Source organism: uncultured Chloroflexus sp., from assembly GCF_938091255.1.
Lineage (GTDB): Bacteria > Chloroflexota > Chloroflexia > Chloroflexales > Chloroflexaceae > Chloroflexus.
Genome location: NZ_CALLJH010000001.1, coordinates 1 through 17,835, shown reverse-complemented (window position 1 = coordinate 17,835; position 17,835 = coordinate 1). Strand labels below are relative to the sequence as shown.

12 protein-coding genes are annotated in these 17,835 nt (G+C 56.8%); 8 read left to right on the top strand and 4 right to left on the bottom strand.

From position 1 onward, the window contains the following. Nucleotide 1: 1 nt before the first annotated feature. Nucleotides 2-2,860 (bottom strand): PAS domain S-box protein, encoded by a 2,859-nt coding sequence (locus tag Q1A00_RS00060; RefSeq protein ID WP_298401262.1) that lies wholly within the window; start codon nucleotides 2,858-2,860, stop codon nucleotides 2-4. 755 nt (nucleotides 2,861-3,615) lie between these two features. Here Q1A00_RS00060 and Q1A00_RS00055 point away from each other — a divergent pair. Next, complete coding sequence (locus tag Q1A00_RS00055) at nucleotides 3,616-7,341, top strand: right-handed parallel beta-helix repeat-containing protein (RefSeq protein WP_298490260.1); 3,726 nt, start codon at nucleotides 3,616-3,618, stop codon at nucleotides 7,339-7,341. Between the two features lie 303 nt (nucleotides 7,342-7,644). On the opposite strand, the gene Q1A00_RS00050 is transcribed toward Q1A00_RS00055, so the two are convergent. Continuing rightward, nucleotides 7,645-7,839 (bottom strand): hypothetical protein, encoded by a 195-nt coding sequence (locus tag Q1A00_RS00050; RefSeq protein WP_299754669.1) that lies wholly within the window; start codon nucleotides 7,837-7,839, stop codon nucleotides 7,645-7,647. 147 nt (nucleotides 7,840-7,986) lie between these two features. Then, nucleotides 7,987-9,210 (bottom strand): MFS transporter, encoded by a 1,224-nt coding sequence (locus tag Q1A00_RS00045; RefSeq protein ID WP_299754666.1) that lies wholly within the window; start codon nucleotides 9,208-9,210, stop codon nucleotides 7,987-7,989. 205 nt (nucleotides 9,211-9,415) lie between these two features. Between Q1A00_RS00045 and Q1A00_RS00040 the strand changes: the two genes are divergently transcribed. The 4 genes from Q1A00_RS00040 (at nucleotide 9,416) to Q1A00_RS00025 (ending at nucleotide 13,050) form a co-directional block, all read left to right on the top strand. After that, entirely contained in the window at nucleotides 9,416-10,999 is a 1,584-nt protein-coding gene (locus Q1A00_RS00040) for an acyl-CoA carboxylase subunit beta (protein WP_298401254.1), read from the top strand. 24 nt (nucleotides 11,000-11,023) lie between these two features. Continuing rightward, the gene (locus Q1A00_RS00035; protein ID WP_298401251.1) at nucleotides 11,024-11,386 is read left to right on the top strand and encodes an OadG family protein; all 363 of its coding nucleotides are present in this window, start codon (nucleotides 11,024-11,026) and stop codon (nucleotides 11,384-11,386) included. Nucleotides 11,387-11,473: 87 nt separating this feature from the next. Next, nucleotides 11,474-11,881 carry a biotin/lipoyl-containing protein gene (locus tag Q1A00_RS00030; protein ID WP_298401249.1) on the top strand — a complete coding sequence of 136 codons (408 nt, stop codon included), beginning with the start codon at nucleotides 11,474-11,476 and terminating at the stop codon, nucleotides 11,879-11,881. Continuing rightward, nucleotides 11,881-13,050 carry a sodium ion-translocating decarboxylase subunit beta gene (locus tag Q1A00_RS00025; RefSeq protein ID WP_298401246.1) on the top strand — a complete coding sequence of 390 codons (1,170 nt, stop codon included), beginning with the start codon at nucleotides 11,881-11,883 and terminating at the stop codon, nucleotides 13,048-13,050. Before Q1A00_RS00030 ends, Q1A00_RS00025 begins: the two co-directional genes overlap by 1 nt. On the opposite strand, the gene Q1A00_RS00020 is transcribed toward Q1A00_RS00025, so the two are convergent. Then, the gene (locus Q1A00_RS00020) at nucleotides 13,037-13,936 is read right to left on the bottom strand and encodes an NADH:flavin oxidoreductase (protein WP_299754661.1); all 900 of its coding nucleotides are present in this window, start codon (nucleotides 13,934-13,936) and stop codon (nucleotides 13,037-13,039) included. The genes Q1A00_RS00025 and Q1A00_RS00020 overlap by 14 nt on opposite strands. A 154-nt stretch (nucleotides 13,937-14,090) precedes the next feature. On the opposite strand from Q1A00_RS00020, the gene Q1A00_RS00015 reads away from it, so the two are divergent. The 3 genes from Q1A00_RS00015 to Q1A00_RS00005 all read left to right on the top strand — a co-directional run bounded on the left by Q1A00_RS00015 (nucleotide 14,091) and on the right by Q1A00_RS00005 (nucleotide 17,810). Then, nucleotides 14,091-15,221 carry a L,D-transpeptidase gene (locus Q1A00_RS00015; protein WP_298401240.1) on the top strand — a complete coding sequence of 377 codons (1,131 nt, stop codon included), beginning with the start codon at nucleotides 14,091-14,093 and terminating at the stop codon, nucleotides 15,219-15,221. Between the two features lie 187 nt (nucleotides 15,222-15,408). Further along, nucleotides 15,409-16,542, top strand: a complete 1,134-nt coding sequence (locus Q1A00_RS00010) for a hypothetical protein (RefSeq protein WP_298401237.1) — start codon at nucleotides 15,409-15,411, stop codon at nucleotides 16,540-16,542. Nucleotides 16,543-16,646: 104 nt separating this feature from the next. Next, nucleotides 16,647-17,810, top strand: coding sequence for a response regulator (locus tag Q1A00_RS00005; protein ID WP_298401232.1), 1,164 nt, complete (start codon nucleotides 16,647-16,649; stop codon nucleotides 17,808-17,810). The last annotated feature ends 25 nt before the right edge of the window (nucleotides 17,811-17,835 follow it).

Here is a 17,835-nt window from a genome sequence, read left to right as displayed (position 1 = left end):
ACTATACCGTATGGCTTGTAGACTGAGAAGTAGTTATTGTTTCAAGCCAATGAATCACTGCTTGATAGTCAAATGTTTCAATCCATTGACGTAACTGATGTGCATCCTCAGGTCGATCAGTTTCGATTTGGGCAACCAATGCCTGCAAGCGACGAATGTTAGCTTCACCAGCTGCCTGCGACAGTGCCTGACACCACTCAGGATGGTAGCCTTGTTCAGTGATGGCCGGGATGGCAGGGGTGGCTGTTTCTGCATATTCAAACTGGACGTGCAAGTACCGCTCGATTAATTGAACGACATCGTGCTCACGAAAGGGCTTCGCAATAAAATCGTCGCAACCGGCCTCACGAATCTGCGATAGCGTATCCCCAAATACATGGGCTGATAGCGCAATCACAACTGGACGGTGCAACCCCGGATCCTGAGCACATATGTCGCGGATCTGACGCGCTACCGTCAGTCCATCGATCCGTGGCATCCGCATATCAAGCCAAACCATATGTGGTTGCCAACTGCGCCATACATCTAATGCTGCTTGACCATCGGCAACCGATTGCACCACGAAACCCAGCCGGTGCAGCAGTGTAATCAGAAGCAAGGCGCTGGCCGGTTGATCATCGGCTACCAACATACGGTAGAGCGGCTGATCAACTTTCAGCCGTACTACCCGAGGAGCTGACGATTTTTCAGGCAGTGTCAATGGTGAGGTAGTTGGTGTTCGAAGGGGTAGTGCTAAGGTAAAACGCGCTCCATGCCCTATCCCCTCACTATGTACGGTCAGATCACCGCCAATTAAACGGGCCAATTCATAACTAATGCTCAATCCAAGCCCTACCCCAGTGGCAGTAGCATTCTGTACCGTATGTTGACCTTGAAAGAATGGTCGGAAGAGCTGCGACTGCTCTAACGGAGAGATACCAACCCCTGTATCTTCCACAATAAACAACACCCGTTTGGCCGATTCTAACTCAACGCGCAACTGCACCATTCCGTGTTCAGTAAACTTTATTGCATTCCCTAATAAATTGATCAAAATCTGGCGCACTTTAGCTTCATCACTCACAATCACCGACGGAATCTCAGCCGCGCAGGTAGCGGTAAATTGCAATTGTTTCGCTTCAGTCTGGGGACGAAATAACACTTGGAGATCGACAACGAGTTGCCGGACATCAAGCGGCGCTGCGTTATACACGTAACGACCGGCTTCGATTTTAGCTAGATCAAGCACTTCATTAATAAGTTTGAGTAGATGCTCGCCACTACGATTAATGATTTCAAGATACTCTCGTTGGGTTGTGGTTAATGTATCATCACGGCTCAATAATTGGGCAAAGCCTAACACTGCGTGGAGTGGGGTACGCAATTCATGGCTCATATTGGCAAGAAAGGCGCTCTTGGCCCGATTTGCCGCCTCGGCTTGCTGGCGAGCCAGTCGTAGCTCAATTTCGGCTTGCTTGCGTGCAGTAATGTCACGCGCTACCCCAAGCACTACCAGACGATCTTGTTCGTCACGTACAAACGAGGTAATAATCTCAGCATGGACTACGTGACCATCGCGATGCACCACATCAATCTCAGCAATCCACGGCGGCGCAGTAACAAGATCGCCGTCCCAATTGCGCAACATGTAGTGCAGCGCTGATTCTGCCTGCTGCGCCGATTCAGGGGTGAGAACATCGGACAACGACAACTGCAACGCTTCTGCTGCCGAGTAGCCGATCAGTTTCTCAACCGAAGGACTGAAAAACGTAAACCGAACCGTTTGTGTATCAAGCAAACAGATGACATCAGTCGTATTTTCTGCTATTAGACGATAGCGAGCATCACTACGCCGCAACGCTTCTTCGATTTGCTTTCGTTCAGTAATGTCATGGACAATGCTAATTGCATGCGGCACGCCACGGATCATCACCATTTGCGAAGAGAGCAGACAGGTGCGTAATTCACCATTACGTCGGCGAAATTGAAATTCTACGCCGGCGCAATACCCGTCACGCCATATTAACTCAGCCCACTTGCGCCGATCCTCCGGCGAATGCCAGATATGAAGTGTTACCCCGTCTTTCCCCAACGCCTCTTCTGCCGTATAACCGCTGATCCGTGTGAAGCCGTGATTGACCTTCACAAACGCGCCATCGGTTAGCCGCGACAGCAATACCGCATCTGGTTGCGCGGCAAAGACCTGTTCCAATTGTTGCAACGCCTCGCGTTGCTCAATGACCAGCTCACGATTGACCAACAAGATCAGGCCAAACGTCCAGAGGGTAGTTGTCGCTATTGAGAAGAGATAGGTAGCGGTTTGCCATGACGGCGAGACAACCAACCAATTAACGTCGGTAGCCGAGGCGATGCCACGCAGCGCAAAAAATACCCCGTTGGCAAAGAACACGATCGCAAGAAATAACCCTATCGAATCCATATCAGGGCGCGATGCGCGCAAAAAGCGCAATCCGCTCAAGACAGAGCAGAGTGCAATCACCACGGAAAAGAGGATCCGCCGTAACGGCGGCGTATCACCGGTGAACGCCAGCAGAAGGTTAGCGATTAGGATGAGCAGCCAGATCAGTAGCAAGCGGCGCAAATGGCCGCGATCGCCGAAAAATCGCTCGACACCGTGGTAGAGCAAGAGCATGCCGCCACCAACCAGCGTATTGCTCACCGCGTGCCACACGAGCGGCACTTCGGCAACATCGCGCAAGGTGGTGATGAGCAAGCCAAACGCTAACACACCCATACCCGCTGCCCACCACACTAGCCCGGCCCGTCCGCGATTGGCCAGCGCCAAGCCGATCAAGGCGGCGCATTGCAAGACGCTGGCAAGGCTGAGGGCGATGGATAGAGTTAATAGATCAACGGTCATAATGCTCCTATACCAACCGCTATTGTCAATCATAGACATTGTAGCGTGAATAGTCCGAGTTTACCCGTATTGAGATGAATTGCAGAACTATCGAGGACATTTATTGAGGAGTTGCTACCCGCTCGCACACCTTTCACGCCGTGATCAGAGCACAAAAACCTCTCTTGTGTGCTATCTTCCTCCCCTCTGCCTCTTTCCCCGATTATGAGAAAAGGTGCGTTCATGTTCCTTACATGCATGCGCTTACGCCCTTGTTGTTCCAATCCGTTAGCGGCACCCCAATCGGGACAATACCAATGTGCGATCGTGCAATTACCAACTAGAAAGCGCAAAAATTTTTGTATCGATTCAATGCATCATTTATAAGCAATGGGTTAAGATTATGTATGTGATTTGTATAAGTTAAACTTCTTATTTGAGTTCTAATTTTCACATTTTACAATTCATTAACCATTAAAAACATTGTTGTCAAACTTTCAATATGATTTGACAATTTTTTATTATCAATACAAATTTTTATGACAAAATAAGGCTAATATTTAACTTGTCCATTAACACCATCTATGATGCCCTCTCTTCACGAGACCGCGCCTCGCCGGCTTGCCGGTTGCTAACGCGCTTCCAGCATCTCCCCTCGCTGGCCAATCCTTATAGCGCATAGAGTACCGTATCGCTACCAAACCGCATTGCCTCACTCTTTCCCAAGGCGTCAAGCAGGATCCCCTTTTCGCCCCATTATCACAAGGAGCACTGCCATGTTTAGCCCCTCTCTACAACGGCTTTGGCGCGGGATCATCTGTTTGTGGCTCGTGATCGGCCTGTCAGCCGGGATTGCAACGGCGCAACCGGTGCCGGACTATCAAGCAGGCAGCGCACCGCGAGTATTAATCGATATACCGCCGGCAACTCTCGCTAATAGCTACAACATTACTACTGACACCACATGGACGTTGGCCAACAGTCCGTATTATGTCGCCTCACTGAGCATTGATAACGGCGCTACTTTAACCATAGAACCGGGGGTGCGGGTAGTGTTCTACCCAAATGGCAGTGTCAGTGTTTGGCAAGGTACCTTGCGCGCGATCGGTACCGCTGCCCAACCCATCACCTTTACCGGCAGCACCGCTGAAGCCGGCTGGTGGCGCGAGTTGTACGTGAACGGCACTGGCACGGCCGTGATCGAGCAGGCTGTGATTGAATACGGCGGTGTTTACGGCAGCGTCTATGCCGATGGCGCCGCTAATCTGACTCTACGCAATGTGACAATTCGCCAATCATCCGGCGAAGGACTACGCCTCTTCAACCGGATCGGTACAACTGTGCTTGAACAAGTAACCTTCGCGAATAATCGCCGGGGTCTTGCAGTTTACAATGTGGGCAACACAAGCCCAATCGGTGCCATCACGCTGACCGGTTGTGCGTTTCAGAACAACACAGAATATGGCATCTACCAAGATACCATCAATATTCCGCTTACTTACACGAGCCATACTTTCACCGGCAATGGGTTGGCCGATATTGGCATCAACGGCGGTGATTTGAGCCGTACCCTCACGCTGGGGCCAACCGGCGCCAAGGTGCGTGTCTTGAATTCTTTTACAGTGCTAGCTGGCGCAACCTTGACCATTTCGCCGGGAACACGCTTGGAGTTTGCCGACTACAAGAAGATGTTTGTTGAAGGTGCGCTCAACGCTGCCGGCACTGCGACGCAGCCGATTGTGTTCACCGGCGTCAATAGGGAGGCTGGGGCTTGGCAGGGCATTCAGGTGCAACAAGCTGGTTCGGCAATCCTTGAGTACGCTACCATCGAATATGCAGGTGATTTTTACAATGCTGGTCTGAGCAAATTAGGTAGCGGTAATCTTACCTTGCGCAATTCGACCATCAGCGCCTACCGTTTTGGCCTGTACATCACGAACAGCACTGGCCGGCACGAGATTAGCCGTAATCTCTTTACTGGCAATCGGGTCGGCGTAATGGTGCAAAACCAACCGAGTACGATTGTTTTGACTAACAATTTGATCGAAAACAGTAGCGAATATGGTGTGCTGAATCAAGACTCCGCAACGGTGTTGGCCCGCTATAACTGGTGGGGGCACGCCAGCGGCCCACGCCATACCACCATCAATCCTAGCGGTCAAGGCAATCTGGTCAGCGATGGCGTCCTTTTTTACCCGTGGAATGATACCCGCACGGTCGAGCAAACAATTCCTACTCCCACCTACGTGATACTCAACACCAGTGGCCCCACCACTGTCAGCTCTGGCGAGCAGGTTGACTACCGGGTGACGCACGAAAATGGCACAAACTTGACCGTGCAAAACGCAGTGTTGCTAGTGCGCCTGCCGTACCTCGCCACATATGTCGAGAGCAGCGCCGGCGGCATCTATTGGCCGGAACGCCAGCAAGTCTTTTGGAAACTCGGCGATCTTGCCCCCGGCACGCAAGGCGAGCACTGGGTGCGCGTGCAGTACGATTGGGGCATCCCCAATATGCAAGCTGATAATACGGCAACATTTCTGATCGGCACGAATTACCTCAACGATAAGCTTGATCCGGCCCCTTATCTCTCATACGTCCCGAGGATCGTCACTGCGCAGCAATCGCTCACCCGCAGCCAATGGGACAGTGTCGTCGCCAGCGTTAGCCAGCTCAATAACCTATTCACCGCCGCCACTGCTGACAGCTTCCGCTGGATACGAGCTGATCGCGTTACACTCAACAATGGCAAAACCTATACCCAAGCCATCTTGCTCGACGGTTCCAGCCGGCGCATCCAATTACTCTCCTACGACGGTAGCAAGGCAGTCGCCAGTACCTTCGCCCCCGGTCGCTTTACAGTCACCGATGGTGCCGGCGGGTACGAATGGTATCGCGCTACCGATGAACAATGGATGTGGGGAAGTTGGGATAGCGCAAACCACGCCCCCCAACCGGGAACCTTGATAAGTCCGTGCGGCCTTGGTTGTTGCGCGAATAATTGCCTTACCCAAGCGGTTGTCAAGAATCTGATCGGGAAGGTGTCAACGATCATCGAGGCAGGTTTCACGGCGGTTAGTTGCTACAAAGCTTTCGAAACGGGCGCCGTCGATGATACAGCAAACTGTGCCGCAAATATTCTCAGCGAAATAAAAAAGGTAGAGAAGATCTACCCCATCCTTAGTGAAATGATGGACGTCGTCGAGTGCGCCAGCAAATGCGCCGGCGGTTCAACCGAATACGATTGCGAGCAGGATCAGATCACCTGTGACGCTGCATGGTACAACATCTATGCTTGGCTCGACGTGCCAAGCTATACCGTATGGCGCTGCTACAATGGCTGTTACAGCAACGTGCCGCAATTCGTTACCTGCGCGTTCGACCAGTGCTGCATTCCCGGCGTCGGTTGCGGCAATGTCGCCAACGGCGGGCACTGCCGGCCAGAATTGATCGGCCAAGCCCACGACCCGAACGAAATTCGCGGTCTTGCCGGCGATGTTGTGCCCGGCCAGTGGATGAGCTACACGATTGACTATGAGAATATGGGTAGCGGGCGCGCGTATGGCGTCTTTGTCAGCGCGCAGCTCGCACCGGTCTTCGATCCGGCAACGCTGCAACTTGGCAGCAATGCAACCTTTTACCCCGACCAACGGCTGATGGTGTGGGACATCGGCGAACTAGCACCAAACGGCCAAATCGGTTCGACCGGTTCGGTAACGATGACGGTGCGGCTGCGCAGCGATCTGACCACCGGAACAGTGGTTGTCCAGCAGGCAACGGTCTATTTCCCCAGTGCACGCGAAGAGACACCCACCAACACGTGGATCAATATCGTGAATCCCTTGGTCGCCGTGCCACAAGCCGTGACCACCAACTACCAAACGGCACGGACGATCACGCTCAGCGGCTTCGGCGCGAGCGGGTTGATCTACGAGATCGTCGATCAGCCAAGCCACGGCACCCTCACCGGCGCCCCGCCGAACCTCACCTACACGCCGGGAGCAAACGTAGCTGGCGCCGATGCCTTTACCTTCCGGGTACGCAGCGGCAGCGTGGCTAGCCGCGTCGCGCAAGTCACGATCACCATCAACGCTAGCGGCGACACTACCCGGCCCACCATCCTCTGGAGCAGTCCAGCCAACAATGCGAGCGGATTGGTTGCCGGCACGACGCCGGTCTATACCGATACCGTTGGCCCCGTCTTCGCGCCGGCCATTATGCTCGGCGCATCAGAGGCGCTCGATGGCACGACGGTGACGACCGGCACAGTGAAGCTCTTGCGCGCCAATGGCACCGAAGTACCGATCAGGGTTTCGTATACGCCATCCAGCAACCAGATCACTATTATGCCGCGCGAAACCTTGAGCAATGGCACTTATCGCGTGACAGTCACCACCGGGGTGAAGGATATAGCCAACAATACGCTGGCAGCGCCGTACACCACCAGCCTTACCATTGGCGTTCCGCCACGACAGGTCTTTGTACCGATGATCCAACGGTAATCTTGGTGGAGCGGGGGGCACGCCTTCGGTTTGCCCCCCGTTACCGGTTGACAAGAGAGTAGCTTCACCGCAAGATTGTCAACGGCAGCGGCACCGGTTGCGCGGTTACAACCTCACCGTTGCACACCTGAAATTGAGCAATTGGAATACCATCAGTGTCAGGACTGAGCATCACGTAAGCGATCTACCGGCCATCCACCGCAGCCCGTGATTGGCTCAGCCACGCCGCCTACGGCTGGCGCGTGGCGATCGTTACGTCCACCGCTCCCGCCGCAGATACCGGTAATGTCCCGCGCGCCAGCATCACCGGCCGCTCGGTGCCCGCTTCTGCGCCGAGAATTTCAAAGAGATCGGTGCATCCCAGATGCGCGCCGGATGGTGCAACAGTGCGTGGCCATCCCACGCCAGAATCCACGTCTGCAACAATGGATCAGCCCGGCTGCCGAGCAAGACGGTTGTCATCCGCATCGCCAACGGCCACGTCCAGAGAATGGTCAAAGCCAAAAACCAGCAGAAGGGCCAACTAATATGCCACCAGTACCGCCATCGCAGCCTCTTCTTTGTTGTCATCAGTCCTGCCGTCTCACTGCAACACCTATTCGGACACACTTACCCCATCGTAGCACACGTACCGCTACTTCCTACTCACCCTCTCCCGCCGGCCAAGCGCGCCGCTGCCGGCGAGCGCCTGAGGGTCGCCATCGCCCAGATCCCAATCGCCGGACCAATTGCCAACCCGGCAAACGCCCACCGCCAACCTACCAGCACCACCATTGGCGGCACCAGCCAGATCGGGATCAGGGTCAGCAGAAAACCCAAACTGGTTTGCAAGGTCAAAGCAGTACCGGTGCGTCCGGCGGGTGAGAGTTCGCTCACCGCCGCCGAGAATTGGGCCGAATCAGCAACGACGGTCAAGCCCCAGAGCAGGGCAATGGCAGTAACTAGCCACGGATTGCCACCAAACGCCAAGCCAATCATCAGCGCGCATCCGCCACTGATGACCATCGCCGCAATCGTTATCGTGGTGCGCCCCAGCCGGTCGGCGAGCGCGCCGGCCAGCACACTACCGAGACCGCCCATAGCAATTGCGGCAAAGGCTGCAAAGCCAGCCCAATGCGCCGCCACGCCACTTACCTCGAAGCTGGCCAACAGGAAGAGCGGCAACCATGCCCACACCGCATACAATTCCCACATGTGGCCGAGATAACCGAGATTCGCTAACAACACGGGCCGCTCGCGCACCACGTCAACCACCTGAGACCAGCTAAAGCGCGGCGCAGCCACCCGCAATGGCCCTTCCCGCACCACCGCCGCCACCATCACACCGCCCAATGCTGCTAATCCGGCGGCCAACAGCAGCGTGCGCCGCCAATCGCCAACTCCGCCTAACACATTGAGCAAGTGCGGCGAAGCCGAACCGATCGTTAGCGCGCCGACTAACACCCCAATCGCTAACCCCCGCCCGCGCTGTGTCCACGTTGCCATGATCTTCATGCCGACCGGATACACCCCCGCTAGCGCTACGCCGGTCAGAAACCGCAACGGCAACGCCAGCGCCGGCCCCTCGGCAAACAACGCAATCAACGCTGTGCAGAGGGCCGCGAGTGCCGTCGCCCCGGCAAAAAACCAATGGGTGGGCCAGCGATCGGCTAACCCCAGCATCGCTGAAGCACATGCGCCCACTGCAAAGCCCAATTGAACCGACATCGTCAACCACGCCCGCCCCGTATCGTCTAACCTCCATTCGGCGGTTAATACCGGCATTACTGCTGAAGCGGAAAACCATGTGCCTTTTGCCAACAACACTGCTAGCGCCAGCCAAAGGATGACCGGCCACGGACGAGCCGGTTGAGTGGGGATGGTTGTCATGCGTTTACTCCGTAAACCAAACGACAATGTACGGTTGCAAAAGAATGACCCTATTTTACTGCACGCAACTATTGCACGTGCTATACTAACATCTGTCAATACCCGAAACGATCTATCAATCGATCCACCCACTACCCACAACGCCGCTCTGCGTGTGATGATACCGCGAGCGAGCACGACCGTTCATTCACAGGGAGGGACGACTATGGCTCAGCGCGATACGGAATCATCCGCTACCGCCCCGTTAACCATACGCGCCCGGATCGAGGCTCTCCGCCAGCAGCGCCACCGGCTCGAACAGGGCGGCGGCCCCGACCGGATCGCTCGCCAGCATCAGGCAGGCAAACTGACTGCCCGCGAACGAGTTCACCTGCTGATTGACCCCGATACATTTCAGGAACTTTACCTCTTTGCCCGTCATCGCTGCACTGCCTTCGGCATGGCCGACAAAGAGATGCCCGGTGAAGGTGTCGTTACCGGCTGTGGCACTGTTGATGGCCGGCAAGTGTTTGTGGCGGCACAGGATTTTACCGTTGCCGGTGGATCGGTTGGCGAGATGCATGCCGATAAGATTTGCCAAACGATGGATCTCGCGCTGAAGTGTGGTTCGCCGTTCATTACCATCAATGACAGTGGCGGCGCCCGCATTCAAGAGGGTATTGACGCACTGAGCGGCTATGGGCGCATCTTTTATCGCAACGTTTTGCTGTCAGGCGTGGTGCCACAAATCGCGATTATCGCCGGCCCCTGCGCTGGCGGCGCTGCTTATTCACCAGCCCTGATGGATTTCATCATTATGGTGCGCGGCAGCGAGATGTTCATCACCGGCCCTGAGGTGCTCAAACAAGTGACCGGCGAGCACGTGACCGGTGAAGAGCTGGGCGGGCCGGAAGCGCAAGTGCGCAGCGGCGTTGCGCATTTTATCGCCGAGAATGATCAAGAAGCGATCGCTATCTGCAAGCGGTTGCTCAGCTTCTTGCCGTCGAATAATCTCGAAGATCCGCCGGAACGCGGTGATGGTGAATTGCGCTTTTTTTCCGATCCGGTGCTCGATACCATCATTCCCGATGACCCGCGTGAACCATACGATGTTATTCCGATCATTAAGCGGCTGGTCGATGACGGTGATTTTCTTGAAATTCAGCACGGCTTCGCTGATAACGCCGTGATCGGCTTTGCCCGCATTGACGGCAACACCGTAGGGATTGTCGCCAACCAACCGATGGTGATGGCCGGCGTCCTCGATATTGACGCTTCTGACAAGATTGCGCGCTTTGTACGGTTTTGCAATGCCTTCAATATTCCCTTGATCACGTTCGTTGATGTCCCCGGCTTCTTGCCCGGCGTCGCCCAAGAACGCGGCGGCATTATCCGTCACGGCGCGAAGATGCTGTTTGCCTATTCGGCGACTACTTCACCAAAGATCACGATCATCTTGCGTAAAGCCTACGGCGGCGCGTATCTGGCGATGTGCGGCAAAGACCTCGGCGCTGATCGCGTGGCAGCGTGGCCGAGCAGCGAGATCGCGGTGATGGGGCCGGAAGGCGCGGTCAATATTATCTTCCGTGAGCAGATTAAGCAAGCGGAAGACCCGGCTGCCGCCCGCGCCGAATTTTTGCGTCTCTATCGGGCTGAATTCGCGTCACCCTACGTTGGCGCGTCCCGCAACCTGATCGATAGCATCATTGCGCCGAGCGAAACTCGGCGCTACCTCAGCCTCGCACTTGCATCCCTTCGTACCAAGCGCGAGTTCCGCCCACAGAAGAAGCATGGATTGGTGCCAATGTAAGGAGTAGCGATGTAGGGAGGCTGCATGATTGATCCGACTGCCGATCCATTCATTGTCGGTCTGCAAATTACAATCACAGGGGTGAGTATTGTCTTTATCGTACTGGCGATCGTCGCTATGGCGCTTGGCGCGCTGAGCGCCAGCCAACGTCTGTTCCAGTCTAAGACGGTTGCGCCGCCAACATCGGTGCCGGCCACCTCAACTTCACAACCGGCGACCGCCGATCACCTTGACCCCCAACTGGTTGCTGTGTTGACGGCAGCCGCTGTCGCAACGTTGCACAAACCGGTGCGGGTGCTGCGCGTGCGCTACTATCGCCAACCTTCAACAATGTGGACGCGACTAGGCCGGGTGAGCATTATGGCTTCCCACCAACTGCGCCGCTAACCCGTCACCACGCAACGGCCCGTCGTCTCCGTAACCGATAGGGGCGCTGCGGCACAGCGTCCCCAGCATCAACAAACCGGAGTCGCTATGAAACGCCTGCGTATTACTGTCAATGGTGTCAGTTACGAAGTCGAAGTCGAGGTCTTAGCCGACGATGACGATCCCATGCTCAACGCGCCAACCAGTATCAATGCCTTACCGCCGCCGAGAGCATCGACGCCGCCGAGTTCAGCACCGGCCCCCACTCCAGCCGCCTCGTCCCCGAACGCTCACCCAACCGGGCCGGGCGTACTGGTGTCGCCTATCGCCGGAATTGTGGCTGAAATCAAGGTCAACGTTGGCGATCACGTTAAAGAGAACGATCCGCTGGTCGTGATCGAAGCGATGAAGATGAACTCGAATGTCAGTTCGCCGGTAGCCGGCACGATTCGCGCGATCAACGTTAAGGTCGGCGATTCGGTGCGGCAAGGCCAACCATTACTGGAGTTTGCCTGATGGAATGGCTGATCGGCTTCTTTGAAGCGAGCGGGTTGGCCCATCTGGCATGGGGCAACGTGCTCATGATCATCGTCGGATGTGTGTTCGTTTATCTTGCAATCGCTCGCGGCTTCGAGCCATTGCTGCTCGTCCCGATTGGATTTGGCATCATCCTCGGGAATATGCCGTTCGAGCCGGGCATGGGGCAAGGCGTTTACGATCAGGGGAGCGTGCTTAATTATATCTACTTTGGCGTGGTAGCCGGTATTTTTCCACCGCTGATCTTCCTCGGTATCGGTGCAATGACCGACTTTTCGGCATTAATCGCGCAGCCGCGTCTGATCTTGCTCGGTGCAGCGGCTCAAGTCGGTATCTTTTTCACGCTGCTTGCAGCGATCTTTTTTGGTGCAAGATTACCGTTTCTTGATCTGGCTAGCGCCGATGACCCACTCCGTTTGTTGCGTGCAGCAGCCTCAATTGGTATCATCGGCGGCGCCGACGGCCCAACCGCCATCTTTATCACGTCACGGTTAGCACCCGATCTACTCGGTGCCGTGGCTGTGTCAGCTTACTCGTACATGGCATTGGTGCCGGTGATTCAACCGCCAATCATGCGCTTACTCACCACCCGCGAAGAGCGCCTCATTCGGATGCCACCACCCGCCGAGATCAACCGCACGCAGCGCATTCTCTTCCCGATTATCGGTCTGATTGTCTGTGTTCTGATCGTACCCGATACCTTGCCGCTGCTTGGCATGCTCTTCTTCGGCAACCTGCTTAAAGAGAGCGGCGTTACCGAGCGATTGGCGAAAACTGCCCGCAGCGCCTTGATCGATAGCGTGACGATTATGCTTGGCCTGACGGTTGGTGCGAGCACACAAGCCAGCAACTTCCTCACCCCACGCTCGATTGCTATTTTCGCGCTTGGTGCATTAGCCTTTGCAATCTCAACAGCCGGTGGCGTCTTGTTTGCCAAGTTCTATAATCTTTTTACCAAAAACAAGATCAATCCGCTGATCGGCGCGGCTGGCGTATCGGCCGTGCCAATGGCAGCCCGCGTTGCCCATTCGATCGCCCAAGAGGAAGATAATCAGAACTTTTTGATCTGGCAAGCGATGTGCCCGAATGTGGCCGGCGTGATCGGCTCCGCCGTCGCTGCTGGCGTCCTGTTGGTCATTCTACGCTAACCGGAAAGAGAATCCGGCGCGCCATCTGTGGCCATTCCGGCATCACCCGTAACGCGGTGCAGAGCATCACCAGATCGATGCTCCCATCTTGAATGACTGCATCGGCTAGCAGCGGATCGCTGAGTTGGCCGGAACCGATCACCACCGCCTCGCTGGCGATCCGGCGAATGCCCGCAATCAATGGGATTGTCCACCCCGGAAACCGGGCCACATCAGGTGTGTAACGAGTGACCGTCAAATCGAGGATCTGCGATCCGGCGGCGACGGCCCGCCGCGCAATCAGGCGCGCGTCTTGATGGCTCAACCCGCCGGGGATCAATTCAGCCGCCGGCATGCGCAGACCAACCCACAGCCGCCGGCCAAAGCGCTGGCGTATGTGCTCAATAATGGCGAGTACCGGTTGGATCCGATCGCTGGCAGCGCCGCCATTGCTCAACGTATGGAGCGGCGAGACGAGTTGCGCCAGCCCGCCATCGTCGGCAATCGAGAGGAAGACCCCATCAGCGCCGGCAGCTAATGCGCGCCATGTCGCTTGAAGGTACAGCTCAACCAAACTTGCTGCCGGCACGCCAACCGCCGGCACTTCCAGTAAAAAGACGATCCGGCTGCCAAAGGCATGCGCCGCCGCCGAGAGTCGGCGTAAACCGGGTAAAAAGCCATCGTGCCAAATGCCGAGGTGCGCTGCCGCTTCACCCGGTTCACAGATAAATAGCGGCTCAGTGACGATGAGACCAACCCCGGCCCGCGCCCGTCGCTCGTAATAGCTCACGAGCGCAGCATGACAGAATCCATCGCGCCCGGCTAGCCCACTCGGTGCCGGCGCCATCACAATCCGATTTGCCAGTCGCCGGCCGGCCACTTGTAGCGGTGTAAAGAGATCTGCCATACCACGCTCGCATTGCAACCTTACTTACCGTAGTATAGCCAGAGAGTTCACTCTTCTGCAAGGCGCTGCGCAAAGCGGAATCTTGACGGCGTTTGCTATAATGACGGTATCATGCGCCTATGCATTATGTCGCTGCCTAGTTCTTGAGACCTGTATGTCACCCATCGATGATTTGCCATCCGCTCGTCTGCGCTATGTGCTCTTGATGCTGGGCAGCGGACTCTTATTGTTCGGTACGTGGCTCTACTGGAATACCACGGCGGCGGCTCGCCCTATTGCCCAGTTCAACCGGTTGCCGATCGTGCGCACCGTCTACTTCCCGGCCACCGGCCATCACCTCTCCAATCGGGTTGGTTTTCTCGATTTCTGGCGCGCCAACGGCCAACTGCACACCTTTGGCATGCCAATCAGCGAAGAATTAGTGATCGATGGCCGGATCGTGCAATATTTCGAGCGCGCTCGCTTTGAGTATCATCCCGAATATGCCGGCACACCGCTGCAAGTCCAACTCGGTCTGATCGGGCAAGAATGGCTTGAACGCCAACCAATCGCACTGCCACCGGAACCCGCTGGCGTAGCCGGCGCTTTCTTCCCTGAAACCGGTTATACCCTGAGCGGCGAGTTTCTTGAGTTTTGGGAACGGTGGGGCGGGTTGCCGATCTTTGGCTTCCCGATCAGTGCCGAACACACTAGCGATGGCAGCGTTATCCAATATTTCGAGCGCGCTCGCTTGCGTTACCGGCCCGATGCCCTCTCGTCCTTTCTCCGCCAGCAACAGGCTATTTATGGTTTCGATCTCGATGCGCTGCACGAAGTGGCGATCGACGACGTAGGCCGCCAATTGGCCAACCTGCTCGGCATCAATACCGCGCCCGTTGCGCGCCTGCCCGGAGCAGTTGATTGGAGTCCGGCGCTATGGGAGCGCCGGATCGAAGTCGATCTGGCCCGCCAGCAACTCTTGGCCTACGAAGACCGGTTACTCGTTTTCACGGCACCGGTCGCAACCGGACGTGATGGCTTTAACACGCCGCGCGGCGCTTTCGCAATCTACTACCGCTTACCCGAACAGACGATGACCGGTTGCCTCGGCAGCGAGTGCTGGTATGTTCCGAACGTTCCATGGGTGCAATACGTGGTCGGCGGTGTCGCTTTACACGGCACCTATTGGCACAATGCCCACGGCAGCGGAGCGCGTATGTCGCATGGGTGCATTAATTTGCGGATTGATGACGCCCAATGGTTGTATGAATGGGCCGATCTCGGCGTACCGGTACAGATTTATTGAGCAGTGGAAGTCACTCCACGACATCCCCGTTTCGACAGCGCAGCGCAACTCTTCTCGCTGCGCCCGCCGCGCTCTCGCTGGCGCATCCGCATCGCAATGAGGCAAAGCTCACCGGCGAGACAACAGTCTCGAATTATTCCGTGCTATAATGGTGCAATGAATACCGTCACGCACAGGCACATCCACTATGCTGTACGTACCCGATGGCGTTCCTCCACTCATCAAAAGCGCGCTGGCCCGCGTCGAACGCACCCTACCGCAACCCGGCGAGATACAAGTCAGGCAAGGCGGGCGCGTCGAGCCAGATGATGTTATTGCGCGCGGAGTAGTGGTCAGTGCGCCGCACATCATCAATCTCGCCCGCGCGCTCAACCTGCCGCCAGCGCAGGCGACGCGAGCGGTTGTAGCGCCGATCGGCCAACCGATCAATGCCGGCGCCGTGCTGGCCCGGCGCGGCGGCCTGTTTGGCCGCCGCGTGCTAAGCCCGGTCAATGGCACATTACGCGCAGTTGATCCGGCCACTGGCTATGCGTTTATTGTACCTGAACCGCGCCAGATAACACTTACCGCCGGCATCCGCGGCATTGTGATGGAGATTATTGACAATCGGCGGATTGTGATTGAAACGCCTGCTGCGCAACTGTACGGCGCCGGCGGATTTGGCAGCGATTGCAACGGCGTCACCCGCTTGCTCACGCTCGATCCGAGCGAACCGATCACTGAGCAGATGATTGACGCCCAGAGCATGTTCGCCATCATTATCGGCGGCAGCGGGATCAGCGCGGCTGCACTCAGAAAAGCGGTTGAGCATCAGGTGCGCGGGATTGTCATCGGCAGCATTGCCGAACGCGAACTGCGTGCGTTCTTTCAGTGGGCCAAACGTGTACCATGGCCTATCGGCGTGCGCAATTGGCAATGGTTAGGCAACATTGCCGCACCGCTGACCATCGTGCTGACGGAAGGCATCGGCAATGCGCCTATGGCAGCGCCGCTGTTTGAATTGCTCGCCAACAACGACCGCCGTGAAGTCTTTATCGAGAGCAACACCAGCCTGCGCCAACCCCATCGCCGCCCGCGAGTGATCATCCCGCTATCACGCAGTAGTGCAGCATCGCTTGAACCGCCACGACCGCCGCTACGCATCGGCGCGCTTGTGCGCCTGCTCGATCATGACCATCTCGGCCAAACCGGCGTTGTGCGCAGTTTGCCGGCCTTGCCCCAACGCTTGCCTTCGGGAGTGCGTACTGCAGCAGCCGAAGTACTGCTGAACAGCGGCGAAGCGATTTGGCTGCCGCGCAGTTGTGTTGAAGTGATAGCCTGACTACGTTCCTACCTAAAATTTTTACTTCAAGTCGTAGCTATTTCGGGTATACTTATGGGCAGTAGTAGACGGTTACCCGATAAGCGATACCGCGAGAGAATTCAATGACCTATCGTATTGTTGTGGTCGCCCGCGCTAATCCTATCTTGCGAAGCTTACCAGCAGCCATGGCCGGCGATGCAACGGTGCAAATCTTCGACTCAGCCAATGACGCGCTCTGGGCCATTAGCACCGAGCCGCCCGATCTGGTGTTGAGCGAACTCGAACTCGACGAGATGAGCGGCCTCGATCTCGCCGAGATTGTGCCGAATTTTGACCCGCATACCCGGGTAGTATTGTGGGGCGCTGGCCTAAGCAATGCTGACCGCGAGCGGGCTAAGGCAGCCGGCGTGAGCACGGTGCTAAGCGGCGAGGTGAGTCTGGATGCGGTGCGTGCAGCCGTTAGCAGCGCGCTCGACATGCCGCGCGCTGCGCCGGCACCGCCCCCACCACCGCCGGCACCGGCAACAACGCGCACCACCACTGAGACGCCACGTAGCGAACCGCCCGCCCCGGTCGCGAAGGAAGAGCCGCCAGCACCGCCGGCTACCTCCCTGCCGCAGCGCCCCTTTACCCCGGCACGAGTGGTGCTGCCATCGCGGGCTGAACGCGAAGCGGCCGAACGCGCTGCACGCGAGGCGGCTGAGCGAGAAGCAGTTGAGCGTGCCGCACGCGAGGCGGCTGCCCGTGAAACGCCGCCGTATAAAGGCGGCTTGGCTGCCCGTTCGCGTGCAGCTGCCGAGCGACGAGCCAGTACACCAGCTTCCCCGGCAGCCACCCCTGCTGCGGCTGAGCCGCCGCTAACTTGGCGCAGCGATGGTCGGAACCTGATTGTCACCGAGCAAAATATTGCGGCGATCCGCAGCATCATGAGCCAATTAGGCCAAGATCTCGGCACGCAGAGCATTATGCTCACCGACCGGGCCGGGATGATACTCGTCGAGACCGGCGACAAAAGCAACTTACCGCTGATGATTGTCTTGCCGCTGCTCTCAACCGGGTTCTCGACGACTGGCGAAGTGGCACGCCAATTGCGTGAGGAAGATGCAACCAGCGTCTATATCCACGAAGGCGTCAACATTGACCTCTACTGCTTCGATGTGGCACAGCGGTTTTTGCTGGTCTTGATCTTCAACAAGCGGGTTGCAAGCTCGAAGATCGGCGCGGTGTGGGTGAATGCCAAACGCGCCATTCGCGAATTGCGTGATGTATTGGCGCGGTCGTCATAGGGTCGGTAGGGGCATAGCGACGCTA

What these genes read in the sequence shown, in the direction of transcription:
- Q1A00_RS00060 (WP_298401262.1), bottom strand. Translation starts at nt 2,860, where the DNA reads ATGACCGTTGATCTATTAACTCTATCCATCGCCCTCAGCCTTGCCAGC.
- Q1A00_RS00055 (WP_298490260.1), top strand. Translation starts at nt 3,616, where the DNA reads ATGTTTAGCCCCTCTCTACAACGGCTTTGGCGCGGGATCATCTGTTTG.
- Q1A00_RS00045 (WP_299754666.1), bottom strand. Translation starts at nt 9,210, where the DNA reads ATGACAACCATCCCCACTCAACCGGCTCGTCCGTGGCCGGTCATCCTT.
- Q1A00_RS00040 (WP_298401254.1), top strand. Translation starts at nt 9,416, where the DNA reads ATGGCTCAGCGCGATACGGAATCATCCGCTACCGCCCCGTTAACCATA.
- Q1A00_RS00035 (WP_298401251.1), top strand. Translation starts at nt 11,024, where the DNA reads ATGATTGATCCGACTGCCGATCCATTCATTGTCGGTCTGCAAATTACA.
- Q1A00_RS00030 (WP_298401249.1), top strand. Translation starts at nt 11,474, where the DNA reads ATGAAACGCCTGCGTATTACTGTCAATGGTGTCAGTTACGAAGTCGAA.
- Q1A00_RS00025 (WP_298401246.1), top strand. Translation starts at nt 11,881, where the DNA reads ATGGAATGGCTGATCGGCTTCTTTGAAGCGAGCGGGTTGGCCCATCTG.
- Q1A00_RS00020 (WP_299754661.1), bottom strand. Translation starts at nt 13,936, where the DNA reads ATGGCAGATCTCTTTACACCGCTACAAGTGGCCGGCCGGCGACTGGCA.
- Q1A00_RS00015 (WP_298401240.1), top strand. Translation starts at nt 14,091, where the DNA reads ATGTCACCCATCGATGATTTGCCATCCGCTCGTCTGCGCTATGTGCTC.
- Q1A00_RS00010 (WP_298401237.1), top strand. Translation starts at nt 15,409, where the DNA reads ATGCTGTACGTACCCGATGGCGTTCCTCCACTCATCAAAAGCGCGCTG.
- Q1A00_RS00005 (WP_298401232.1), top strand. Translation starts at nt 16,647, where the DNA reads ATGACCTATCGTATTGTTGTGGTCGCCCGCGCTAATCCTATCTTGCGA.